Annotated in this window: 19 protein-coding genes; 9 read left to right on the top strand and 10 right to left on the bottom strand. The window is 66.4% G+C overall.

The genetic code is table 11. The features are described from left to right. The first annotated feature begins 5 nt into the window (after positions 1-5). Positions 6-170: a hypothetical protein gene (locus NJF35_RS19975; RefSeq protein ID WP_225788258.1), complete on the top strand. Its 165-nt coding sequence runs from the start codon at positions 6-8 to the stop codon at positions 168-170. 47 nt (positions 171-217) lie between these two features. Beyond that, positions 218-2,374 (top strand): mechanosensitive ion channel family protein, encoded by a 2,157-nt coding sequence (locus NJF35_RS19970; RefSeq protein WP_225788259.1) that lies wholly within the window; start codon positions 218-220, stop codon positions 2,372-2,374. A gap of 104 nt (positions 2,375-2,478) precedes the next feature. Here NJF35_RS19970 and NJF35_RS19965 read toward each other — a convergent pair whose 3' ends face one another. Next, a complete protein-coding gene (locus NJF35_RS19965; protein ID WP_225788260.1) occupies positions 2,479-3,192 on the bottom strand; it encodes a UTRA domain-containing protein in 714 nt (237 codons plus the stop codon). Positions 3,193-3,516: 324 nt separating this feature from the next. On the opposite strand from NJF35_RS19965, the gene NJF35_RS19960 reads away from it, so the two are divergent. From NJF35_RS19960 to NJF35_RS19935, 6 genes are all read left to right on the top strand, one after another. Continuing rightward, positions 3,517-4,581 carry an ABC transporter substrate-binding protein gene (locus NJF35_RS19960; RefSeq protein ID WP_225788261.1) on the top strand — a complete coding sequence of 355 codons (1,065 nt, stop codon included), beginning with the start codon at positions 3,517-3,519 and terminating at the stop codon, positions 4,579-4,581. A 362-nt stretch (positions 4,582-4,943) separates the two neighbouring features. Next, positions 4,944-5,750, top strand: a complete 807-nt coding sequence (locus tag NJF35_RS19955; protein WP_225788262.1) for an alkaline phosphatase family protein — start codon at positions 4,944-4,946, stop codon at positions 5,748-5,750. Then, a complete protein-coding gene (locus tag NJF35_RS19950) occupies positions 5,747-6,586 on the top strand; it encodes an ABC transporter permease (protein ID WP_225788263.1) in 840 nt (279 codons plus the stop codon). Before NJF35_RS19955 ends, NJF35_RS19950 begins: the two co-directional genes overlap by 4 nt. After that, positions 6,576-7,373 (top strand): ABC transporter permease, encoded by a 798-nt coding sequence (locus NJF35_RS19945; protein WP_253091409.1) that lies wholly within the window; start codon positions 6,576-6,578, stop codon positions 7,371-7,373. The genes NJF35_RS19950 and NJF35_RS19945 overlap by 11 nt, the downstream gene beginning before the upstream one ends. After that, positions 7,370-8,359: an ABC transporter ATP-binding protein gene (locus NJF35_RS19940; RefSeq protein ID WP_225788265.1), complete on the top strand. Its 990-nt coding sequence runs from the start codon at positions 7,370-7,372 to the stop codon at positions 8,357-8,359. The genes NJF35_RS19945 and NJF35_RS19940 overlap by 4 nt, the downstream gene beginning before the upstream one ends. A gap of 12 nt (positions 8,360-8,371) precedes the next feature. Beyond that, on the top strand, positions 8,372-9,025 hold the full coding sequence (locus NJF35_RS19935; protein WP_225788266.1) for an HAD family hydrolase: 654 nt from the start codon (positions 8,372-8,374) through the stop codon (positions 9,023-9,025). A 55-nt stretch (positions 9,026-9,080) separates the two neighbouring features. Here NJF35_RS19935 and NJF35_RS19930 read toward each other — a convergent pair whose 3' ends face one another. Beyond that, complete coding sequence (locus NJF35_RS19930; RefSeq protein WP_253091408.1) at positions 9,081-10,043, bottom strand: NAD(P)H-quinone oxidoreductase; 963 nt, start codon at positions 10,041-10,043, stop codon at positions 9,081-9,083. Between the two features lie 142 nt (positions 10,044-10,185). Between NJF35_RS19930 and NJF35_RS19925 the strand changes: the two genes are divergently transcribed. After that, positions 10,186-12,267, top strand: a complete 2,082-nt coding sequence (locus tag NJF35_RS19925; protein ID WP_253091407.1) for a carboxy terminal-processing peptidase — start codon at positions 10,186-10,188, stop codon at positions 12,265-12,267. Positions 12,268-12,370: 103 nt separating this feature from the next. Here the strand turns inward: NJF35_RS19925 and NJF35_RS19920 are convergent, their stop codons facing one another. From NJF35_RS19920 to NJF35_RS19885, 8 genes are all read right to left on the bottom strand, one after another. Next, complete coding sequence (locus NJF35_RS19920) at positions 12,371-12,739, bottom strand: hypothetical protein (RefSeq protein WP_225788269.1); 369 nt, start codon at positions 12,737-12,739, stop codon at positions 12,371-12,373. Next, on the bottom strand, positions 12,736-13,086 hold the full coding sequence (locus tag NJF35_RS19915; protein WP_225788270.1) for a helix-turn-helix domain-containing protein: 351 nt from the start codon (positions 13,084-13,086) through the stop codon (positions 12,736-12,738). The genes NJF35_RS19920 and NJF35_RS19915 overlap by 4 nt, the downstream gene beginning before the upstream one ends. A gap of 100 nt (positions 13,087-13,186) precedes the next feature. Then, on the bottom strand, positions 13,187-13,627 hold the full coding sequence (locus NJF35_RS19910; RefSeq protein WP_253091406.1) for a YkvA family protein: 441 nt from the start codon (positions 13,625-13,627) through the stop codon (positions 13,187-13,189). A 291-nt stretch (positions 13,628-13,918) separates the two neighbouring features. Then, a complete protein-coding gene (locus tag NJF35_RS19905) occupies positions 13,919-14,659 on the bottom strand; it encodes an FKBP-type peptidyl-prolyl cis-trans isomerase (RefSeq protein WP_225788272.1) in 741 nt (246 codons plus the stop codon). Positions 14,660-14,812: 153 nt separating this feature from the next. Continuing rightward, complete coding sequence (pcaQ, locus tag NJF35_RS19900; protein WP_253091405.1) at positions 14,813-15,745, bottom strand: pca operon transcription factor PcaQ; 933 nt, start codon at positions 15,743-15,745, stop codon at positions 14,813-14,815. A 52-nt stretch (positions 15,746-15,797) separates the two neighbouring features. Then, complete coding sequence (gene nirD, locus NJF35_RS19895; RefSeq protein ID WP_253081101.1) at positions 15,798-16,157, bottom strand: nitrite reductase small subunit NirD; 360 nt, start codon at positions 16,155-16,157, stop codon at positions 15,798-15,800. Then, complete coding sequence (nirB, locus tag NJF35_RS19890; protein ID WP_253091404.1) at positions 16,157-18,709, bottom strand: nitrite reductase large subunit NirB; 2,553 nt, start codon at positions 18,707-18,709, stop codon at positions 16,157-16,159. Before nirB ends, nirD begins: the two co-directional genes overlap by 1 nt. A gap of 271 nt (positions 18,710-18,980) precedes the next feature. After that, complete coding sequence (locus NJF35_RS19885) at positions 18,981-23,024, bottom strand: bifunctional nitrate reductase/sulfite reductase flavoprotein subunit alpha (RefSeq protein ID WP_253091403.1); 4,044 nt, start codon at positions 23,022-23,024, stop codon at positions 18,981-18,983. Between the last annotated feature and the right edge of the window lie 293 nt (positions 23,025-23,317).

Below are 23,317 nucleotides of genomic sequence, written 5' to 3'. Positions count from 1 at the left end.
TGTCCATGTCGCCGTTCCTTTCCCTGTTCCTGCCGGTCTTCGCTGGCCTGCTTCTGCTGACCATCGGCTTCAGCCTGCGCGAGCGCAACATCGGCGTGCTGATGATGTGGATCGGCACCCTCGGCATGATCGGCATCATGTGCTGGAAGATCCTCGAGAAACTGGCCTGAGAAACCTCTACACTCGGGCAATCGTTTGACCTGAGGTAGATTTCCCGGTGCCTGCCCTCCTGCGTTGCCTGACCCTGCTGCTGTTCCTGTTCATCGCCCCGGTGCAGGCCGCTGGCCTGCCCGGTCTGCTCGGCTCTAGCGCGCCAGCGCAGCCCGAAGCCACCGAGCCGCTGGGCAAGTCGCTGGACGAGGTGATCAAGACCCTGGAGAACGACCAGCAGCGGACCAAGCTGCTGAGCGACCTGAAGAAGCTGCGCGACGCCACCCGGCAATCGCAACCGCCCGCCGAACAGGGCGTGCTCGGGTTGATCGGCGGCGCCCTGCATGACCTGGAAAAACAGTTCAGCGGCGATGCCAGCCCATTCCGCCGCTGGTCCCTGGAGATCGACCAGGCCCAGTCGGAACTGACCGCGCTGGTGGTGCCGGTACACCAATGGCCGACGATCCTGTTCGGCTTCGCCGCGATCATCGCGGTGTGGAGCCTGCTGGCCTACCTGTTCAACTGGATCGGCCACCGGGTGCGCCTGCGCTTCGGCCTGACCGAGGAACTGCCGCAACACCCGCGCACCTGGGACCTGGTGCGCTTCGCCCTGCGCAAGCTCGGGCCATGGCTGGTGGCCCTGGTGTTCACCGTGTACCTGAGCTTCGCCCTGCCGCCGTCGCTCGGCAAGTCGCTGGCCATGGTCCTGGCCTATGCCCTAGTAGTCGGCACCTGCTTCTCGGCGATCTGCGTGATCGCCTTCTCCCTGCTGGACGGCCCGCACCGCCACCGTGCCTTGTACATCCTGCGCCGCCAGGCGTTCCGCCCCCTGTGGCTGATCGGTAGCTTCGCCGCCTTCGGCGAGGCGATGAGCGACCCGCGCATGACCACCGCGCTGGGCAGCCACCTGGCGCATTCCCTGGCGACCCTGGCCAACGTCCTGGCGGCGCTGTGCACCGGGCTGTTCATCCTGCGCTTCCGCCGGCCGATCGCCCACCTGATCCGCAACCAGCCCCTGTCCCGGCGCCTGACCCGTCGCACCCTCAGCGATACCATCGAGATCCTCGGCAGCTTCTGGTTCGTGCCGGCGCTGATCCTGGTGGCCATCTCGCTGTTCGCCACTTTCGTCTCCGCCGGCGACACCAGCACGGCCCTGCGCCAGTCGCTGATGTGCACGGTGCTGGTGGTGGTGTGCATGGTGCTCAACGGCCTGGTGCGCCGCCAGGCCAACAATCCCAAGCGGGCCAGCCGGCGCCAGGCAGTGTATGCCGAGCGCCTGCGCAACTTCGGTTATGCCCTGGTGCACCTGTTCATCTGGCTGGTGTTCATCGAGCTGGGCCTGCGGGTCTGGGGCCTGTCGATGATCGACTTCGCCGAGGGCGAGGGGCATGAGGTCAGCCTGCGCCTGTTGGGCCTGGCCGGTACGCTGATCGTCGCCTGGCTGGTGTGGATCCTCGCCGACACCGCCGTGCACCATGCCCTGGTGCGGTCGCGCCGGGGCATGGCCAATGCCCGGGCGCAAACGATGATGCCGCTGATCCGCAACGTGATGTTCGTGGCCATCTTCATCATCGCGGTGATCGTCGCCCTGGCCAACATGGGCATGAACGTCACGCCCCTGCTCGCCGGTGCCGGCGTCATCGGCCTGGCCATCGGCTTCGGTGCGCAGTCGCTGGTGGCCGACCTGATCACCGGCCTGTTCATCATCATCGAAGATTCCCTGGCCATCGACGACTACGTGGACGTCGGCGGCCACCTGGGTACCGTCGAAGGCCTGACCATCCGCACCGTGCGCCTGCGAGACATCGACGGCATCGTGCACACCATTCCGTTCAGCGAGATCAAGAGCATCAAGAACTACTCGCGGGAGTTCGGCTACGCCATCTTCCGCGTGGCCATCCCCCACAGCATGAACATCGACCAGGCCATCACGCTGATCCGCGACGTGGGGCAGAAACTGCGCAACGACCCGCTGATGCGCCGCAACATCTGGTCGCCGCTGGAGCTGCAAGGGGTGGAGAGCTTCGAGTCGGGGTCGGCGATCCTGCGGGCGCGGTTCAAGACCGCACCGATCAAGCAGTGGGAAGTGTCGCGGGCGTTCAACCTGGCGCTCAAGCGGCAGTTGGACGAGGCCGGGCTGGACCTGGCGACGCCGCGCTTGTCGGTGCAGGTGGTGACGGCCGGCGGCGGCGCAATGAGCGAGGCCGCAGGTGCTGGCAGCTAGGGCCGCTTCGCGCCCCATCGCCCAGGAACCATACGGCCCTTGGGGTCGGCGCCGAACGTGTGGGAGCCGGCTTGCCGGCGATGGGCTGCAAGGCAGCCCCTTCCCTACCCCGCCTGCGCCCGGATGCGGATCGCATCATGTCGCCAATACTCCAGGTCGCAATCGATCAGGTGCCCATGCTGGTCACTGTTGACCCGGGTGATATGCAACCCCGGGCTGCCGACCGACACTTTCAAGGCACTGGCCGCCGCCACCGGCAGGGCCGTCGGCAGGATCTCGAAGCACACCTGGCCATAGGCGATGCCGTACGCCCGACCATAGATCTCGGTCAGCGACTGGCTCAGGTCCTGTTCAAGAATCCCGGGGAAGTAGCGCGGGTCGAGATAGTGCTCGGCATACAGCACCGCCCGCCCATCGATGCGCCGCAGCCGGCAGATGCGCACCACGCTGGACAACGCTGGCAGGCGCAATCGCGCGCAGATGGCCGCCGAAGCCGGCTGCAGGCGCGCTGACAACAGCTCGGTGCTCGGCACCCGCCCCTGGTCGCGGACCATGGCGTGGAAGTGGCTGCGTTCGATCAGGTCGTAGGTCAGCCGCTGCGGGGCGACGAACCAGCCCCGCCGCTCCTCGCGATAGATCAGACCCTGGGCCTCCAGTTGCACCAACGCCTCACGCAGGGTGATGCGGGTGGTGTCGAACACCTCGCTGAGCTTGCGTTCGGCCGGCAGCTTGCCGCCTGGCGCCAGCAGGCCGTGTTCGATCTGCTCCTGCAAGGCATGGCAGATGGCTGTTACCGCGCGCGGTGGCGTCGACTGCATCGATGGTTACCTATCTGGACTAGTCCAGCCCCAGAACAGGGCAGTTGGAGAATAGTGCAAGCCTAGGCACGGCCGATGAACATCCTGTGACAAAGGCATCCCCAAGCCCCTTGCCAGAACCGAACCAGGCCTTGGGAATCAAGGCCTTCGATCTGGTCTACGCTGTAGTTCCAAGGTCGCTGGCATACCGGGCCAGCGAGGCGCTTACATCAAACTGTCACGCAACGGGCCTACCTTGGCTCAAGGTTTGCTGACCTAGACCAAAGGTTCGCACGCAAGGTTTTCTCCCTGACGACTGCAAGGCCCCCACCAAAGGAGCTTCGGATGAAAAAGTTCTTCATGGCGTCACTGCTCGGCTCGGCCATCGCCCTGTGCACCTCGGCCATGGCCGCCGATACCGACCTCAAGGCCCTGGAAGAGGCCGCCCGCAAGGAAGGCGCGGTCAACAGCGTGGGCATGCCGGATGCCTGGGCCAACTGGAAAGACACCTGGGCAGACCTGGCCAGCAAGTACGGCCTCAAGCACAGCGACACCGACATGAGTTCGGCCCAGGAAATCGCCAAGTTCGAGGCCGAGAAGGACAACGCCAGCGCCGACATCGGTGACGTCGGCGCCGCCTTCGGCCCGATCGCCGTCGCCAAGGGCGTGACCCAGCCGTACAAGCCGAGCACCTGGGACCAGGTCCCAGCCTGGGCCAAGGACAAGGATGGCCATTGGGCCCTGGCCTATACCGGCACCATCGCCTTCATCATCAACAAAGACCTGGTCAAGGAAGACGAACGCCCGAAAACCTGGCACGACCTGGAAAAAGGCAAGTACAAGGTCGCCATCGGTGACGTCGGCACCGCCGCCCAGGCCGCCAATGGCGTGCTGGCCGCCGCCATCGCCTACAAGGGCGACGAAAGCAACATCGCCCCTGGCCTGCAGCTGTTCACCAAGCTGGCCCAGCAGAAGCGCCTGTCGCTGGCCAACCCGACCATCCAGACCCTGGAGAAGGGCGAGGTGGAGGTTGGCGTGGTGTGGGACTTCAACGGCCTGAGCTATCGTGAACAGATAGATCCCAAGCGCTTCGAGGTGCTGATCCCGTCCGACGGCTCGGTGATTTCCGGCTACACCACGCTCATCAACAAGTACGCCAAGCACCCCAACGCCGCCAAGCTGGCGCGCGAGTACATCTTCAGCGATGCCGGGCAGACCAACCTGGCCATCGGCCACGCCCGCCCGATCCGCGCCGAGCACCTGAAGCTGCCGGCCGAGGTACAGGCCAAGCTGCTGCCCAACGACCAGTACGCCGCCGCCCAGCCGATCAAGAACGCCGAGGCCTGGGAAGCGACCTCGAAGAAACTGCCGCAGATGTGGCAGGAGCAAGTGATCATCGAGATGGAATGAGGCGGCTGCAAGCTGCAAGCGGCAAGTAAAAGCGGGCCGCGCATCGACCCGCTTCTTCTTGCAGCTTGAAGACCGCAGCTTCAAACCGTGCGAAAAAAGCGGCCCATCGCACAATGTCTCAGTCAGTTAAGCGGCGCTTTGTCATTTTTGGGGCTACCTTGCAGCCCATCGCCGGCAAGCCGGCTCCCACAGGGACCGCGGCGACCACACATGATGCGGTTTGCATGGACAGTGTGGGAGCCGGCTTGCCGGCGATGGGGCGCGAAGCGGCCCCAAATGACAACTGAAAGTCTTAACTGACCGGCATTGGCCCATCGCACGCCCTGCTTTTACTTGTAGCTTGCCGCTGAACGGAGCCCCCCATGCAACACAACGTCATCCTGGTCCTGCTCGACGGCCTCAACCACCAGGTGGCCCACCATGCCATGGGCCACCTGCATGCCTACGTCGAGGCCGACCGCGCCGCCCTGTACCGCCTGGAGTGCGAACTGCCGGCACTGTCCCGGCCGTTGTACGAATGCATCCTCACCGGTGTCGCACCGATCGACAGCGGCATCGTGCACAACAACATCAACCGCCTGTCCACCCAACGCAGCGTGTTCCACTATGCCCGCGAAGCCGGGCTGGGTACCGCGGCGGCGGCTTACCACTGGATCAGCGAGCTGTACAACCGCTCGCCGTTCGACCCGCTGCGCGACCGCCACACCCACGCGCCGAAGCTGCCGATCCAGCACGGCCTGTTCTACTACGCCGACCACTACCCCGACTCGCACCTGCTGGCCGACGCCGAGTACCTGCGCCGCCGCCATGCCCCGAACTTCCTGCTGGTGCACCCGATGAACATCGACGACGCCGGCCATCGCCATGGGCTGGACAGCGCCCAGTACCGCAATGCCGCGCGCACGGCCGACATCCTCCTGGCCGACTACCTGCCACGCTGGCTGGAAGAGGGCTATCAGGTGCTGGTCACCGCCGACCACGGCATGAACAACGATCGCTCGCACAACGGCCTGCTGGCCGAGGAACGGGAGGTGCCGCTGTTCGTCTTCGGCGACGCGTTCAGCCTTGACCCGGCTGCCAAGCCCCTGCAGACCGAGCTGTGCGGCACCCTCTGCGAACTGCTCGGAGCCCCCCACGACAAATCGCTGTGCCGGGAGCTGCTCAAGTGAATGCCCGCCCTCGAGGCCGCTACCTCGCCCTGCTCTGCCTGTTGCCGTTCGCCGTGTTCTTCGTGATCTTCCAGATCGCCCCGCTGGGCTGGGTCGCCCTCCATAGCCTGCAAGGCGAAAGCGGCTGGGGGTTGGACAACTTCAGCCGGATCTTCGCCTCGAAGTTCTACCTGCAGGCGCTGCAACGCAGCCTGGAAATCAGCTTCTGGTCGAGCCTGTTCGGCATCGTGATCGCCACCCTGGGCGCCTACTCCCTGCGCCAGGTCGACTCGAAGCTGCGCGACTTCGTCAGCGCCTTCGCCAACATGACCAGCAACTTCTCCGGGGTGCCGCTGGCCTTCGCCTTCATCATCCTGCTGGGCTTCAACGGTGCCCTGACCCTGCTGCTCAAGCAGGTCGGCCTGCTGGAGGACTTCAGCATCTACTCCAAGAGCGGGCTGATCCTGGTCTACACCTACTTCCAGATCCCGCTGGGCGTGCTGCTGCTCTACCCGGCCTTCGACGCCCTGCGCGAAGACTGGCGCGAATCCGCCGCGCTGCTCGGTGCCAGCCACTGGCAGTACTGGCGACACATCGGCCTGCCGGTGCTGACCCCGGCGCTGCTGGGCACCTTCGTCATCCTCCTGGCCAATGCCCTGGGCGCCTACGCCACGGTCTACGCCCTGACCACCGGCAATTTCAACGTGCTGCCGATCCGCATCGCCGCCCTGGTGGCCGGCGACATCACCCTCGACCCGAACCTGGCCAGCGCCCTGGCCATGGTGCTGGTGGGGCTGATGACCCTGGTCACGGTGGTCCACCAATGGCTGCTGAGAAGGAGCTACCATGCGCGCTGAACCCCGCGGCAGCCTCTACCACCGGATAGTGGTGTACCTGCTGTTTCTCATCCTGCTGCTGCCGCTGGCCGGCACCCTGCTCTACTCCCTGGCCACCAGTTGGTCGGCGAGCCTGCTGCCCAGCGGCCTGACCTTCAAATGGTACCTGGCGCTGTGGAGCGAACCGCGCTTCCTCGCCGCCTTCGGCCAGTCACTGCTGGTGTGCGTCGCGGCCCTGGTGCTGTCGGTGCTGTTGATCCTGCCGCTGCTGTTCGTGGTGCACTACCACTTCCCGCGCCTGGATGCACTGATGAACATCCTCATCCTGCTGCCCTTCGCGGTACCGCCGGTGGTGTCCTCGGTGGGCCTGCTGCAGTTGTATGGCAGCGGCCCGATGGCCATGGTCGGCACGCCGTGGATCCTCATCGGCTGCTACTTCACCATCGCCCTGCCGTTCATGTACCGAGCCATCACCAACAACCTCCAGGCGATCAACCTGCGCGACCTGATGGACGCCGCCCAGTTGCTCGGCGCCAGCACCTGGCAGGCGGCATTGCTGGTGGTGCTGCCGAACCTGCGCAAGGGCCTGATGGTGGCGCTGCTGCTGTCGTTCTCGTTCCTGTTCGGCGAATTCGTCTTCGCCAACCTGCTGGTGGGTACCCGCTACGAGACCTTGCAGGTGTACCTGAACAACATGCGCAACAGCAGCGGCCACTTCAACAGCGCGCTGGTAATATCCTACTTCGCCTTCGTGCTGGCGCTGACCTGGGTCGCCAACCGCCTGAACAAGGACAAATCGCAACGATGAGCTTCGTCAGCATCCGCAAACTGCACAAGCGCTATGCCGGCAACCCGGTGTTCCACGACATCGACTGCCAGATCGAGCGCGGCGAATTCGTCACCCTGCTCGGCCCCTCCGGCTGCGGCAAGTCCACCCTGCTGCGCTGCATTGCCGGGCTCACACCGGTGGACAGCGGCCAGATCCTCCTCGATGGCCACGACCTGGTGCCACTCAGCCCGCAGAAGCGTGGAGTCGGCATGGTGTTCCAGAGCTATGCGCTGTTCCCCAACATGACCGTGGAACAGAACGTCGCCTTCGGCCTGCGCATGCAGAAGATCAAGGCCGGCGAAAGCCAGGCGCGGGTACGCGAGGCCCTGGAGCTGGTGGAGCTGGGCAGTTTCGCCGAACGCTACCCGCATCAGTTGTCGGGCGGCCAGTGCCAGCGCGTGGCCCTGGCCCGCTCGCTGGTGACCCGGCCGCGCCTGCTGCTGCTCGACGAGCCGTTGTCGGCCCTGGATGCGCGCATCCGCAAGCACCTGCGCGAACAGATCCGCGCCATCCAGCGCGAGCTGGGGTTGACCACCATCTTCGTTACCCACGACCAGGAAGAAGCGCTGACGATGTCCGACCGCATCTTCCTGATGAACCAAGGGCGCATCGTCCAGAGCGGCGATGCCGAGACGCTCTACACCGCACCTGTGGACCTGTTCGCCGCAGGCTTCATCGGCAACTACAACCTGCTCGACCCCGACAGTGCCAGCCGCCTGCTGCAACGCCCGGTGGCCAGCCGCCTGGCGATCCGCCCGGAGGCCATCAGCCTGGGTGCGGGCGGCGAGCTGCAAGGCTACGTACGCAGCCACAGCCTGCTGGGCAACGTGATCCGCTACCGGGTCGAGGTTCGTGGCGTGGAACTGGTGGTGGACGTGCTCAATCGCTCGTCCGCCGACCTGCATGCCGACGGGCAGCAGGTAGGCTTGTCGATCGACCCCACGGCGCTACGAGAAGTGGCCTAGGAGACTAACGCAATGGCATTGGCAATTTTCGATCTGGACGAAACTCTCATCCACGGCGACTGTGCATCGCTGTGGAGCGAGCAGATGGCCCGCCTGGGCTGGGTCGATGGCAAGGAATTCCTGCGCCGCGACCATGAGCTGATGGAGGCCTACGGCAAGGGCCACCTGCAGATGGAGGACTACATGGCGTTCAGCCTGGAGCCGATCGCCGGGCGCACCCTGGAAGAGGTGGAGCACCTGGTCGAGCCCTGGGTCGAGGACGTGATCGAGCCGATCATCTATGGCGATGCCTGCCGCTGCATCGCCGAGCACCGCCGCTTGGGTGACCGCATCCTGATCATCTCCGCCTCCGGCACCCACCTGGTCGGCCCTATCGCCGCGCGGCTCGGGGTCGAGGAGTACCTGGCCATCGAGCTGGAGGCGGTCAATGGCGTATACACCGGCAAGACCCACGGCGTGCTGACCTACCGCGAGGGCAAGATCACCCGCTTGCTGGAGTGGCTGGACCAGGAGCAGGAGAACCTGGAAGGAGCGAGTTTCTATTCCGACTCGCGCAATGACCTGCCGTTGCTGCTGAGGGTGGACCACCCCCACGTGGTGAACCCGGACCCAGTGCTGCGCGAGCATGCCCAGATCAATGGCTGGCCGATCCTGAGCTGGAGCTGAGGCTCCATTCGCGGCGGGCCGGAGCGCTGGACCGCCGCGAATGGAACGGCGCTGGCTAGACGAGGGTCTCGTCGATCACCAGCACCAGCTTGCCCGATACCTGGTTGCTGGCCAGTTCGGCAAATGCCGCCTCGGCGAGGGCCGCCGGGTAGCTGTCCACCAACTGCGGCTTGAGCCGCCCTTCGGCGAACAGCGGCCATACCTGCTGGCCGAGGTCGCGCAGCAACTCCGCCTTGAACGCATCGTCGCGGTTACGCAGGGTCGAACCGGTCACCTGCAAGCGCTTGCCCAGCACCAGCGCCAGGTCCAGCTCGACCTTGCGCCCGCCCATCAGGCCAATGATCACCCAACGCCCGTCACGCGCCAGCAGCTTGAGATTGAGCGGCCCGTAGCTGGCGCCCACCGGGTCGAGGATCACGTCGAACGGGGCAAGGCCCTCCAGGTCGTCGAGGTTCTCGTTGCGCACCACGCCACCGTTCGCCCCCAGGCCCTGGCAGTAGGCCAGGCGGTCCCGGGAGCCGACGCTGACCCACACCGGATTGCCGAACGCCTTGCACAGCTGGATCGCCGCCGAGCCAACGCCGCTGGCTCCGGCATGCACCAGCACCTTCTCGCCGGCCTTCAGCCCGCCGAGCTGGAAGATATTCAGCCAGGCCGTGGCATAGACCTCGGGAATCCCCGCCGCCTCGTGCAGGCTCAGGCCTTCGGGCACTGGCAACACATGGCGGGCATCCACCACCACTTCCTCGGCCATGCCACCCCCGGCCAGCAGCGCACAGACCCGATCGCCCACACGCCAGTCGGCACCGGCGCCGACCTCTTCGATCACCCCGGCACACTCCAGGCCCAGGTAAGGGCTGGCACCCGGCGGCGGCGGGTACAGGCCCGCGCGCTGGAGCAGGTCGGCGCGGTTGAGTCCCGCGGCCGCCACCCGAATGCGTACCTGGCCCGCATCACAGATCGGGCGCTCGACCTCGCCCCACACCACATGTCCGTCAACGCCTTGCAATGCCTTCACAGTGCCTCCATAGTTGAGTCATGACTGAGCCTGGGATCGCCATGTCCCAGGCTTTTTGCAGTATGCGTCCGGCTCCTGTGGAACCGGCGAACGGAAAAGACGGCCTACTATGCGTGATCAATTGCCTTTACGTCGAATCAGCATGAAGCATTTCCTGCCCAGCACGGCCCTGGCCCTCATGATCGGCCTCGGCAGCCTGACGCTCGGTGGCAATGCGGCGGCCGCCAACAAATGGGACAGCCTGCAGCCCGACCGTGACGAGATCGTCGCCAGCCTCAACGTGGTCGAACTGCTCAAGCGCCACCACTACAGCAAGCCCCCCCTGGACGACGCCCGTTCGATCATCATCTACGACAGCTACATCAAGCTGCTCGACCCGTCGCGCAGTTATTTCACCGCGGTCGACATCGCCCAGTTCGACAAATGGAAGACCCAGTTCGACGACTTCCTCAAAAGTGGCAACCTCGACCCCGGCTTCACCATCTACAAACGCTACCTGGACCGGGTGAAGTCGCGCCTGGAGTTCGCCCTGGCCGAACTGGGCAAGGGCGTCGACAAGATGGACTTCAGCGTCCGTGAAACCTTGCTGGTCGACCGCAAGGACGCCCCCTGGATGAAGAACGAGGCCGAGCTCGACGACCTGTGGCGCAAGCGCGTGAAGGACGAGGTGCTGCGCCAGAAGCTGGCCGGCAAGGAACCCAAGCAGATCCAGGAAACCCTGACCAAGCGCTACAAGAACCAGCTGTCGCGCCTGGACCAGACCCGCGCCGAGGACATCTTCCAGGCCTACATCAATACTTTCGCCCAGTCCTACGACCCGCACACCAACTACCTGTCGCCAGACAACGCCGAGAACTTCGACATCAACATGAGCCTGTCGCTCGAAGGCATCGGTGCGGTGCTGCAAAGCGACAACGACCAGGTCAAGATCGTTCGCCTGGTGCCGGCCGGCCCCGCGGCCAAGACCAAGCAGGTGGCCCCGGCCGACAAGATCATCGGCGTGGCCCAGGGCGACAAGGAGATGGTCGATGTGGTCGGCTGGCGCCTGGACGAAGTGGTCAAGCTGATCCGTGGCCCGAAAGGCTCGGTGGTGCGCCTGGAGATCATCCCGGCCAGCAATGCGCCCAACGACCAGACCACCAAGGTGGTGTCGATCACCCGCGAGGCGGTCAAGCTCGAGGAGCAGGCGGCGAAGAAGTCGGTGCTCAAGCTCAAGCAGGACGGTCGTGACTACAAGCTGGGGATCATCGAGATCCCGGCCTTCTACCTGGACTTCAAGGCCTACCGTGCCGGTGATCCGGAGTACAAGAGCACCACCCGCGACGTGAAGAAGCTGCTCACCGAGCTGAACAAGGAAAAGGTCGACGGCGTGGTCATCGACCTGCGCAACAACGGCGGCGGCTCCCTGCAGGAGGCCACCGAGCTGACCAGCCTGTTCATCGACAAGGGCCCCACCGTGCTGGTGCGCAACAGCGATGGCCGCGTCGACGTGCTCGAGGACGAGAACACCGGCGCCTTCTACAAAGGCCCGCTGGCGCTGCTGGTCAACCGCCTCTCGGCCTCGGCCTCGGAGATCTTCGCCGGCGCCATGCAGGACTACCACCGCGCCCTGATCATCGGTGGCCAGACCTTCGGCAAGGGCACCGTGCAGACCATCCAGCCGCTCAACCATGGCGAACTCAAGCTGACCCTGGCCAAGTTCTACCGTGTCTCCGGGCAGAGCACCCAGCACCAGGGCGTGCTGCCGGACATCGACTACCCGTCGATCATCGACACCAAGGAAATCGGCGAGAGCGCCCTGCCCGAGGCCATGCCGTGGGACACCATCCGCCCGGTGGTACGCCCGGCGGTGGACCCGTTCAAGCCGTTCCTGGCCGAGCTCAAGGCACGGCATGATGCGCGCAGCGCCAAGGATCCGGAGTTCGCCTACATCCGCGACCGCCTGGCCCTGACCCAGAAGCTGATGAACGAGAAGACCGTCAGCCTCAACGAACAGGAGCGCCGCGCCCGCCACGATGCGATCGAAGCCAAGCAGCTGGCGCTGGAGAACACCCGGCGCAAGGCCAAGGGCGAGGAGCCGCTCAAGGAGCTGAAGAAGGAAGACGAGGATGCCCTGCTGGCCGAGGAGGAAAACACCAAGCCGGAGGACGACGCCTACCTGTCCGAGACGGGCCGCATCCTGCTCGACTACCTGAGCCTGAACGCCCAGGTGGCCAAGCACTGAATGCGGGTCGACAGCGCGAGGGCGGAATGATCCGGCCTCGCGGTATCGGCAAACAAGAAGGGCCGGACGTGCGAACGTCCGGCCCTTTTTCTGGGTGCCCGCATCACGCCTCTTCGGGATAGCTGTACTCGAATACCCGAACCACTTCCGAGGCGTGCCAGGAGGCCGCCTCCATGCCGTCGACCGGTCCGGAGAAGCGCCCCAGACGCTCGACGCATTCGAAGAACCCCGTACGCGGCAACCGGCTGGCGCCCTGGCTGATCACCAGCGAACTGCGCAGCGGCTGGTCGGCCCGGGCGTCGAGCACCGCCAGGTACTCCAGGGCAGCGGTCAGGGTCTGCATGGCCGGGCTGGGCAACTGCAGGCGCTCTAGCAGCGCGCGGTAGGTGAGCAGGTGGCGTTGACGGCGGGCCAGATCAAGCTCGCTCAGCAGGCTCTCCCAATGCTGGCGGCTGATCCTGACCTGGCTCATGACGGCTCGCTCCAGCCGGCAACGCCCAGGTGCCACGCCAGGCTGCGCAGGATCGCGGCATCTGGCTGGCGCTCGCCGGCCTCGATCATGGCCAGGTAGGCTGGGCTGATACCGACATTGCGCGCCAGTTGTTCCGGCGCCAGCCCCTTGGCCTGACGCAAGTGCGCCAGCTCGGCCAGGGAGGGCCGGCTGGTGCCTTGGCTGCTGCCGTCGACCGCCGCTGCCGCCTCGCTCTCCCCAGCATCGGCAGGCGCCTGTCCTGCGGCCTTGAGCAGTGCCTGGTACTGCTCCCAGGGAACGACGGCGTACTCGGGCTGACCGTCCCGGCTGATGACCTGAATACCCATTACCACCCCCTTACGTAGGATTACAGCATGTAATCCGTAGGCATAATCCTTATGCCAATTATATTACCAAGCTCGGGAGTCTGTGCAGTTCAAGCCAATTTCAGGGCGCACGCCGCTCCAGACGCAGGGCTTCGGGGGTATCCGGCAGGCGCTCGACCACCCGCAGCCGGTCGGGCGCCTGGCTGTCGCGCCAGGCCTTGAAGCGCGCCAGCTCGTGGGCCACGGTCTTCAGTACCCAGCCCAGCACGGCGATGTCGTCGAGCAGGCCGACGCCCAGCAGCCAGTCGGGAATGGCATCGAGGGGGCTGACGAAATACAGCAGCCCCGCCACCACGGTCAACAGGGCCTTGGGGCTGATGGCACGGTACTCGCCGCGCCACCAGGCCAAGCACAACGCCTGCAACAGGCGCACATCCTCGCGTAACTGGCCAAGCCGCGGGCCCTTGCGCGCCACGGCGAACAGCAAGGCTGGCAGCCGGCCACGGCTGAGCAGGCGCTCGGCCAGGGGCAGGAAGCGGGCGAAATTCCAGGGTGCGCTCATGGGGCCTCCAGATCGGCAGGAAGGTTATCCACATTTATTGTGGATAACCTTGTGAACAGGGTGCAGTTTCCGCCGCGAGGTGCCCATCGGGCAAGGGCCTCGCTCAGATCGGCCGTTTTTTACACAGTCGTTTCAGATCCGCAAACGATTTGCGTCAGAAACGTCCGAAGCACTCGCGTGAAAAGTCTACGCTGTTGTTCGGACAGTACAGGCCCCGTGAGGTTCGCGGGCGAGTCGGGCGCAGAAACGACGACGCCCCGTCAAAACGGGGCGTCGTGGCTGGAGCCAGGCTCAGTTGGCCGGTTCTTCGGCCTGCGGTGCCTCGCCTTCCGGATTGCTCGGATCCTTGATGCCGAGCAACTCCAGGTCGAACACCAGCACCGAGTTGGCCGGGATCAGCGGGCTCGGGCTCTGCGCGCCGTAGGCCAGGTCGGCCGGGATGTACAGCTTGTACTTCTCGCCGACGTGCATCAGTTGCAGGCCTTCGACCCAACCCGGGATGACGCCACTGACCGGCAGGTCGATCGGGCTGCCACGCTCGACGGAGCTGTCGAACACCTTGCCGTCGATCAGCTTGCCTTCGTAGTGGACGGTGACCACGTCGGTAGGCTTGGGCTGCGGGCCGTCGGCCTTCTTCACCACTTCGTACTGCAGGCCCGAGGCGGTGGTGACCACGCCTGGCTTCTTGCCGTTTTCCTCGAGGAACTTCTTGCCAGCGGCAGCGGCTTCCTCGCTGGCCTTGGCCAGGCGCTCCTCGGCGCGCTTCTGCAGGGCGGTGAAGGCTTCGACCAACTCTTCGTCCTTGATGCGCTGCTCCTTCTTGCCGACCGCGTCCTCGATGCCAAGGGCCACCGCTTTCGAATCAAGGTCTTCCATGCCTTCCTGAGCCAGGCTCTTGCCCATGTTCAGGCCGATACCGTAGGAGGCTTTCTGTGCCGGAGTCTTCAGCTCGACGCTGCTGGTCTGTGCGTCGCAGCCCGCCAGGACCAGGCCAACCAAGGCAACCGCAGCCGCCAAACGATGCTGTTTCATGCTATTTCCTTGTTCATGCGCCATGAGGGCAATCAGGGTAAAGCCGCGAGCTTATCAGGCTGCCACGACCAATGGCTACCGGCATAGGAACGGCCTGCGGGCGAGAAGTTCAGCGGATGAAGGCTTGTCCATCCGGCGGTGCCAGCGACGTGTTCAGGGATAGTGCCCGTCCCTGTACTGCGCCGCGACCTCCCGCAGCACTTCGCACACCCACTGCGCCGGCAGGCTCTGCGCCAAGGCGGCGTTACGACAGATCCCCACCGAACCGCCAGGCTCGCGCACGCCTAGGTCGAGTTCGGCCAGCTCGCCGCGCCCGAGATCGATCAGGACGGCGTCACGGGGCGCCACCCAGACCGCATCGCTACCCAGCAGGTAGCGCCGGCTCAAGGCCAGGGACAAGGTTTCCAGGCGTTGCGCCGGCAGTTGTATCCCGCACTGCACGAACAGGCTGTCGGCATGCTGGCGAATGGTGGTGCCCGTCGGCGGCAAGACCAGCGGGTAGTCACCGACCCGGGCGCGCTCCACGGGCTGGCGCGCCAGCAAGGGGTGCCCTGGCCGTACCACCAAGGTCATCGATTCGCTGTACAGGTGCTCGAACGACAGCCCCTGGATCTGCGGGCTGTCGGTCATGCGCCCGACCACCAGTTCCAGCTCGCCCAGGCGCAACTGCCCGAGCAACTGGGCGCTGGCACCGGTCACCACGCCGACCACCAGGGCCTCGTGCCGCTGGTGCAGGCGACACAGCACCTCGGGCATCAGCAGGCTCTCGACCGTCGACAACACGCCGATGCGCACCTGCGACAGCACCCGGGCCTCGCCGCGCAGGGTGCTCACACCATCGCGCAGGGCTTGCACGCTGGGCCCGGCATAGCGCATGAAGCGCACCCCCGCCGGGGTCAGCTCGACCCCTTGGCGGGAACGCTCGAACAGCCGCGTCTCGAGCAGGTCCTCGAGCTCCTTGAGGGTCTTGGAAATCGCCGGTTGGCTGATCGCCAGCATGTCGGCCGCCCTGGCCAGGCTGCCCTGCCGGGCAATCTCCAGGAAACACAGCAGGTGGCGGTACTTGATACGGGTATCGAGGTTCATGCCCGGCAGCTTGCAGCGTCGCACCGTACGCTGCAAGAGCAGGCTGAATCGTTCAGACCGCCAACTCCACCGCCTCGCCCTTCAAACGCACCGGCCACACGCGCAGCGCCTGGGCCGGGTCCTCCAGGCAGCGCCCGCTTTCCAGGCTGAAATGCTGCTTGTACAAGGGCGCGGCGACCACCAGTTCGCCCTGCAGGCTGCCCACCAGCCCACGGCCGATGACATTGGCCCCCGAACGCGGGTCACGGTTGTCGATGGCGTACAGCGGCTGCGCCTGCCCCGGCAGGTAGAACAGCGCCACCTGGGCGCCCTCGTGCCAGACCACCACGCCGGAATCGGCGACCAGGTCCTGGACATGGCAGACCGCCTGCCAGTTGGGTTGTTGGACGACAGCGGCATTGGACAGGTTCATCAGACAGCCTCCTCGATGGTGGGGATCAGGTGCAGGGGGGCAACGGGCCGGCGCTGCTCGCGCTCGCGGACGAAATGCACGTCCGGGTCGGCGCGCCGGTCGTTGACGAAGGTACGGAAACGCTTGAGTTTCTCGGGGTCTTTCAGGGCGTTGGCCCACTCGCATTCGTACTGGTCGACCACATGCTGCATCTGCGCCTCCAGTTCGGCGGCCAGACCCAGGCTGTCGTCGAGGATCACCGCCTTGAGGTAATCCAGGCCGCCCTCCAGGCTCTCGCGCCAGACCGAGGTACGCTGCAGCTTGTCGGCGGTGCGGATGTAGAACATCAGCACCCGGTCGATCAGGCGCACCAGGGTTTCGTCATCGAGGTCGGTGGCGAACAGTTCGGCATGCCGTGGACGCATGCCGCCGTTGCCGCACACGTACAGGTTCCAGCCCTTGTCGGTGGCGATCACACCGATGTCCTTGCTCTGCGCCTCAGCGCATTCGCGGGTGCAGCCGGACACGGCGAACTTGAGCTTGTGCGGCGAGCGCAGGCCCTTGTAGCGCTCTTCCAGGCGCAGGGCCATGCCGACGCTGTCCTGCACGCCATAGCGGCACCAGGTGCTGCCGACGCAGGACTTGACCGTGCGGGTCGACTTGCCATAGGCGTGCCCGGTCTCGAAACCGGCCTCGATCAGCTCGCCCCAGATCAGCGGCAGCTCGTGCAACTGGGCGCCGAACAGGTCGATGCGCTGGCCGCCGGTGATCTTGGTGTAGAGGTCGTATTTCTTCGCCACCTGGCCGATCGCGATCAGCTTGTCGGGGGTGATCTCGCCGCCAGGAATACGCGGCACCACCGAGTAGGTACCGTTCTTCTGCATGTTGGCCATGAAGGTGTCGTTGGTGTCCTGCAATGGCACCAGGGCCGGGTCCATGATCGGCTGGTTCCAGCACGAGGCGAGGATCGAACCCACCGCCGGCTTGCAGATGTCGCAGCCGACATGGCCCTCGCCATGGCGCGCGAGCAGTTCGTCGAAGGTTCGGATGCCCTCGACCCGCACCAGTGCATAGAGCTCCTGGCGGGTATGGGCGAAGTGCTCGCACAGGCGCTTGTCGACGGCGATGCCACGGGCTCCCAGCTCGTGCTCGAAGACCTGCTTGAGCAGCGCCGCACAGCCGCCGCAGCCAGTGGCGGCCTTGGTGCAGCCCTTGACCGCCGCCAGGTCGGTGCAGCCACTGTCGATGGCCGCGCAGACCGCTCCCTTGCTGACGTTGTGGCAGGAGCAGAGCGTCGCGCTGTCGGGTAGCGCATCGGCGCCCAGCGCCGGTGCGCCACCCCCTTGCGGCAGGATCAGGGCCGCTGGGTCAACCGGCAGGGCGATGCCGTTCTGCACGTACTGCAGCAGGGTGTCGTAGTAGCTGTTGTCGCCCACCAGCACCGCACCGAGCACGCGCTTGCCGCTGGCGTCCACCACCAGGCGCCGGTAGGCGGCATTGGCCTCGTCGATGAAGCGGTAGCTGCGCGCGCCCGGCGTGGCGCCATGGGCGTCGCCGATGGAGCCGACGTCGACACCCAGCAGCTTGAGCTTGGTCGACATATCGGCCCCGGCGAAGGCCTCGGCAGGTTCGCCGAGCAAGCGCGCGGCGAGGTTGCGGGCCATGGCGTAGCCCGGCGCCACCAGGCCGAACACGCTGCCGTTCCACGAGGCGCATTCGCCGATGGCGAAGATCCGCGGGTCGCTGGTGCGGCATTCGCCGTCGATCACCACACCGCCGCGCGGGGCGATCTCCAGGCCACAGGCGCGGCCCAGGGCATCCTGGGGCCGGATGCCGGCGGAGAACACGATCAGGTCGGTCTCCAGGGACTCGCCACCGTCGAAGTTCATGCGGTAGCGATAGCCTTCCCCGGCGGTGATCGACTGGGTGGCCCGGGCCAGGTGCACGCCAACGCCCAGCGCCTCGATGCGTGCACGCAGCGCGGCACCGCCCTCGCCGTCCAGTTGCACCGGCATCAGCCGTGGGGCGAACTCCACCACATGGGCTTCCAGGCCCAGGGACTTGAGCGCGTTGGCGGCCTCCAGGCCGAGCAAGCCGCCGCCCACCACCACGCCGCGACGGGCCTCGCCGGCGGCGGCGCGGATGGCATCGAGGTCGTCCAGGGTCCGGTAGACCAGGCGCGCGGCACCGCTGGAGCCCTCGATCGAGGGCACGAAGGGATAGGAGCCAGTCGCCAGGACCAGCACGTCGTAACCGTAGCGCCCCTCGGCGGTGACCAGCTCGCGGCGCTCGCGGTCGATCTCCAGGACCGCCTCGCCCAGGTGCAGGTGCACGCCATGGCGGTCGTGGTACCCCGCCTCGCACAGGGCCAGGGCCTGGGCGTCGCTGCCATTGAAGTATGCCGACAGGTGTACCCGGTCGTAGGCGTGCTGGCGCTCCTCGCCGAACACCCGCAGTTCGAAGTGCGCCAAGGCACCGCGCTCGACCAGTTGCGCCATGCAGTGATGGCCGACCATGCCGTTGCCAACGATGACCAATCGTTGCCGTTGTCCGCCGTTCTCTGTTGCCTTCATCGCCGATCCTCGCTCACGGTTCGCGGGGCTACCCGCGCTCAAGACGAAAAAAAACGCCTGGAGCCGAAGCTCCAGGCGCCTTTGCCTGTACTCATCAGTGTGAGGCCCCTGCGGGTCGCCGTTGACCGGCGGGGCGTGTTGTAACCTTCTCAAAGCAGGGAGCGTGCCAAGCGCTCAACCCAGGACTTGCAGCGCCCCTGTGGAGGAGCAACCGAATGCTCGTTGACGATATCGAACCATTGCGGTGCGCCTCTCCCCATCCCGGTGCATTTCAGTACACGTCGCGCCGGTAGCGCTTGTCCCTGCTCAGCGCCTCGACATAGGCATCCGCCGCCTCCGCGCTCATGCCGCCCTGCTCGGCCACCACCTGGCGCAACACGGCATCGACATCCTTGGCCATGCGCTGGGCATCGCCACAGATGTAGAAATACGCCCCCTCCTCCAGCCAGCGCCACAGCTGCGCGCCCTGCTCGAGCATGCGCTGCTGGACGTAGATCCTGGCCTGCTGGTCGCGGGAGAAGGCGGTGTCCAGGCGCAGGTGGCCGCTGGCCTGCCAGGCCAGCAACTGGTCGCGGTAGTAGAAATCGCTCGCCTCGTGCTGCTCGCCGAAGAACAGCCAGTTGCGCCCGCTCGCTCCACGCGCCTGGCGCTCTTCGAGAAAGGCGCGGAACGGCGCGATGCCGGTGCCGGGGCCGACCATGATCACCGGGGCACTGTCATCGTCCGGCAGGCGGAAGTGCTTCGACACCTGGGGAAAGATCGCCACCTCCAGCCCTTCGGCACGGTCGGCGAGGAAGGTCGAGCACACGCCCTTGCGCGTGCCATAGCGCACCGTGGAAACGGTGAGGTGGACCTGCCCAGGATGAGCCGCAGGGCTGGAACTGATCGAGTACAGGCGCGGCTGCAACGGCTTGAGCAGGGCCAACCAGTCGGCCAGCGGCAAGTCCTGGGGAAACGCACGCAACACGTCGGCCAGTTGCCGCCCCCACAGCCAGTCGCCCAGCGCGGCTTCCTGCCCTGGCTGCAGCAGGCGCTGCAGGTCGTCGGCGCAACGGCTGAAGACCTCCAGTTGCGGGCGGGTGACCCGGGCGATCTCCAGGTGCCGCTCCAGGGCGGTCGCCAGTGGCATGGCCGGATGGCCCTTGAGCTCGACCGGTGTCTGGCCGTCGAGCTTCATCAGCGCCAGCAGCTCCTCGACCAGCGCCGGGCAGTTGCGCGGCCACACCCCGAGAGCATCCCCAGCCTGGTAGGTGAAATCGCTGCCGCTGAGGTCGAACACCAACTGGCGAGTTTCCTTGCTGGCGCCCGGGCCATTGAGCAGGCGGTTCTCCAGCAGCCTGGCTGGCCAGGGCTGCTGCTTGCTGTAGAGGGACACCGGGGCCGACACGGGGGGCGCCGGCGGAGCTGCCGGGCTGCCCAGCTCCGGCAGCAGGGCGTCGAGCCAGGCGCTGAAGGCCTCGTCGAACTCCGGCTCGCAGTCGACCCGCGACAGCAGGCGCCGAGCGCCGAGTTCGGCAAGGCGCTGGTCGAGCCGGCGGCCGAAGCCGCAGAACTGCGCGTAGCTGGAGTCGCCCAGGGCCAGCACGGCATAGGGCAGCTCGGCACAGTGGCTGCCCTCCTCGCCCTGCAAGGCCTGCCAGAACGCCGCGCCGCTGTCGGGGGCCTCGCCGTCGCCGAAGGTGCTAGCGATCAGCACCACGCTGGCGGCCCCTTGCAACTGACGAGGGCTGACCGCCTCCATGCAACTGAGCTCGACCGCCAGGCCGGCATCGCGCAGGCGCTGAGCGCAGCGTTCGGCCAGGGCTTCGCCGTTGCCGGTCTGCGACGCCCACAGCACCCGGTGGCACGGTGCCTTTGGCAATGCCGCCGGCAGCTCCGCCGACTGCGTCGCCGGCTGCGCGAACAGGCCGGCCAGCAGGCCATCGACGAACAAGCGCTGGGCCGGTGACAGCGGCGCGGCGTCCGGCAGGCTCGGCACCGCCTGCCTGGCCTGGCCCTGCTCCAGGCCAAGCAGGAAGCCCTGCAGGTAATGACGCTCCTCGTCGGCCAGGACGGGCGTGGGCAGGGTATCCAGGCCAAGCAGGCGGGACAGGGTGGCGGTCGGCATGCTGGCAGGCTCCGCGGTGATGGCTGGGGTCAGTTCAAGGGCCTCGATGCGTTCTCCCGCGAGCCGCTCCAGGGCCACGGCGCAGTGTTTGAAGGCCGGTTGCAGCGAGACAGGGTCCACCGCGTCGCAGGTCACGGCGTTGATCGCCAGTTGCTCGCCATACAGGTCGTTCCAGTGAAAGGGCGCAAAGCAATTGCCCGGCATCACCCGCTCGCTGATCCGCGCCGGCAGCACGGCCTGGCCGCGACGCGAGCGGATCGCCACCTGGTCCTTGTCGGCGATGCCCAGGCGCTTGGCGTCCTCGGGGTTGAGCTCGACGAAGGGCCCAGGCTCGAGCTTGTTCAGGTTCGGTACCTTGCCGGTCTTGGTCAGGGTGTGCCACTGGTGCTGCACGCGCCCGGTATTGAGCACCAGCGGAAAGTCCGTGTCGGGCAGTTCGGCCGGTGGCAGCCAGGGGCGGGCGAAGAAGTGCGCCTTGCCGCTGGCGGTGGGGAACGCCAGCGCCGGCAGCTCGCCCTGCTCGTCGCGCAACAGCTGCTGGCTGACGCCGTCGTTGCGATAACGCAGCGGGCTGCGGTCGTCCTCGCGCCCCGGTGCACAGGGCCACTGGCGTGGCTTTTGGCGCAGCTCGGGATAGCCGATGCCGCGCAGGTCGTAGCCGGTGGCGGGGTTCCAGAAACGGCGGATCTCGTCGTACACCGCCTCGGCGTCGGGGTAGTCGAAGGCCTCGGCGTAACCCATGGCACAGGCGATACGGGCGATGATCTGCCAGTCAGGCAGGCTCTGGCCGGGAGGCTCGACGGCCTGGGGCATGAGGGTCAGGTTGCGCTCGCTGTTGATCATCACCCCCTCCCCTTCTGCCCACAGGGCGGCAGGCAGGAGGATGTCGGCGTAACGGTTGGTCTCGGTGTCGAGGAAGGCATCCTGGCTGATCACCAGCTCCGCCTGGCGCAGGCCATCGATCACCTGCTGGCGGTTGGCGACACTGGCCACCGGGTTGCTGCAGATGATCCAGCAGGCCTTCACCGCACCGGCTTTCATGTGCTCGAACAGCGCCACGGTACCCTCGCCGCCCTCGTTGCGCAGGCTACCCGGGGCCAGGCCCCATCGCTGCTCGACGAACGCGCGGTCGGCCTCGACCAGCGCCGAACGCTGCCCCGGCAGGCCTGGCCCCATATAGCCCATTTCCCGCCCGCCCATGGCATTGGGCTGGCCGGTCAGCGAGAACGGGCCGCTGCCAGGACGGCAGAGGGCGCCGGTGGCCAGGTGCAGGTTACACAGCGCATTGGTGTGCCAGGTGCCGTGGATGCTCTGGTTCAGGCCCATGGTCCAACAGCTCATCCAGTCGCCCGCGGTGCCGATCCACTCGGCGGCCTGGCGGATGTCGGCCTCGGCCAGGCCAGTGATGGCGGCGACCCGCGCCGGGGTGTAGTCCTCGAGAAAGGCCGGCATCGCCTCCCAGCCCTCGGTGTGGCGGGCGATGAAGCCGGTGTCGGTCTTGCCGTCCTGGTGTAGCAGGTACAACAGGCCATTGAGCAGGGCCAGGTCGGTGCCCGGACGCAGTTGCAGGAACAGGTCGGCCTTGTCGGCGGTGGCGCTGCGCCGGGGGTCGACGACGATCAGCCTGGCACCGGCCTTGACGCGATCGAGCAGACGCAGGAAGAGGATCGGGTGGCAGTCGGCCATGTTCGCACCGATCACCAGGAACACCTCGGCATGCTCGAAGTCCTGGTAGCTGCCGGGCGGGCCGTCGGCGCCCAAGGAGAGCTTGTAGCCACTGCCCGCGCTGGCCATGCACAGGCGCGAGTTGGACTCGATGTGGCGGGTGCGGATGAAGCCCTTGGCCAGTTTGTTGGCCAGGTACTGCGCCTCCAGCGACATCTGCCCGGAAACGTACAGAGCCACGGCGTCCGGGCCATGCTCGTCGATGACCCGCCGCAGGCGCCCGGCGGCCTGATCGATGGCGCGGTCGATGGCGTCGCGTGCCGGCTCCTGGTGGCGCTGCTGGCGCACGTAGGCATGCTCCATGCGCCCGGCAGCGCTCAGCGGCAGGTGCGCCGTCAGGCCCTTGGTGCACAGGCGGCCGAAGTTGCTCGGGTGCTGTTTGTCGCCGCTGATCTTGCTGACCTTGCCGTCGACCACAGACATGACGATGCCGCACCCTACCCCGCAATACGGGCAAACGCTGCGCACCTCGCTGCTGCTCATCGATCTGTCTCCTGCCCGAATGAACGAAAAAAGCGCCGGCCGCCCCGGCCTGCTGGAGCAGGAGGGGCAACACGGCGCCTTTGTCGTGAAGAGGATGTGGGCCATCGGCGTTGATGGCCTGGATGGACGAGCTGCAGCAAAAGGCGGGCCAGTGGGAGGGCGAGGCTGTGAAGCGTGCTTTGGGGCCGTTTCGCGCCCCAGCACTCGCCTATGGAAACCCCGATACCGCACCATCCTGGTGACCCGCGCACCAAGCGGTGGCACCTGCGATCCTCATGGGGATATCCTGAACA

This window comes from Pseudomonas guariconensis, assembly GCF_024127895.1.
GTDB lineage: Bacteria > Pseudomonadota > Gammaproteobacteria > Pseudomonadales > Pseudomonadaceae > Aquipseudomonas > Aquipseudomonas guariconensis_B.
This window is presented reverse-complemented; position numbering and strand designations above follow the sequence as displayed.

Excerpts from the sequence above, each read along its gene's own strand:
- NJF35_RS19975 (WP_225788258.1), top strand. The coding sequence starts at position 6 with ATGTCGCCGTTCCTTTCCCTGTTCCTGCCGGTCTTCGCTGGCCTGCTT.
- NJF35_RS19965 (WP_225788260.1), bottom strand. The coding sequence starts at position 3,192 with ATGCAGTCGACGCCACCGCGCGCGGTAACAGCCATCTGCCATGCCTTG.
- NJF35_RS19960 (WP_225788261.1), top strand. The coding sequence starts at position 3,517 with ATGAAAAAGTTCTTCATGGCGTCACTGCTCGGCTCGGCCATCGCCCTG.
- NJF35_RS19955 (WP_225788262.1), top strand. The coding sequence starts at position 4,944 with ATGCAACACAACGTCATCCTGGTCCTGCTCGACGGCCTCAACCACCAG.
- NJF35_RS19945 (WP_253091409.1), top strand. The coding sequence starts at position 6,576 with ATGCGCGCTGAACCCCGCGGCAGCCTCTACCACCGGATAGTGGTGTAC.
- NJF35_RS19940 (WP_225788265.1), top strand. The coding sequence starts at position 7,370 with ATGAGCTTCGTCAGCATCCGCAAACTGCACAAGCGCTATGCCGGCAAC.
- NJF35_RS19935 (WP_225788266.1), top strand. The coding sequence starts at position 8,372 with ATGGCATTGGCAATTTTCGATCTGGACGAAACTCTCATCCACGGCGAC.
- NJF35_RS19925 (WP_253091407.1), top strand. The coding sequence starts at position 10,186 with ATGAAGCATTTCCTGCCCAGCACGGCCCTGGCCCTCATGATCGGCCTC.
- NJF35_RS19920 (WP_225788269.1), bottom strand. The coding sequence starts at position 12,739 with ATGAGCCAGGTCAGGATCAGCCGCCAGCATTGGGAGAGCCTGCTGAGC.
- NJF35_RS19915 (WP_225788270.1), bottom strand. The coding sequence starts at position 13,086 with ATGGGTATTCAGGTCATCAGCCGGGACGGTCAGCCCGAGTACGCCGTC.
- NJF35_RS19910 (WP_253091406.1), bottom strand. The coding sequence starts at position 13,627 with ATGAGCGCACCCTGGAATTTCGCCCGCTTCCTGCCCCTGGCCGAGCGC.
- NJF35_RS19905 (WP_225788272.1), bottom strand. The coding sequence starts at position 14,659 with ATGAAACAGCATCGTTTGGCGGCTGCGGTTGCCTTGGTTGGCCTGGTC.
- pcaQ (WP_253091405.1), bottom strand. The coding sequence starts at position 15,745 with ATGAACCTCGATACCCGTATCAAGTACCGCCACCTGCTGTGTTTCCTG.
- nirD (WP_253081101.1), bottom strand. The coding sequence starts at position 16,157 with ATGAACCTGTCCAATGCCGCTGTCGTCCAACAACCCAACTGGCAGGCG.
- nirB (WP_253091404.1), bottom strand. The coding sequence starts at position 18,709 with ATGAAGGCAACAGAGAACGGCGGACAACGGCAACGATTGGTCATCGTT.
- NJF35_RS19885 (WP_253091403.1), bottom strand. The coding sequence starts at position 23,024 with ATGAGCAGCAGCGAGGTGCGCAGCGTTTGCCCGTATTGCGGGGTAGGG.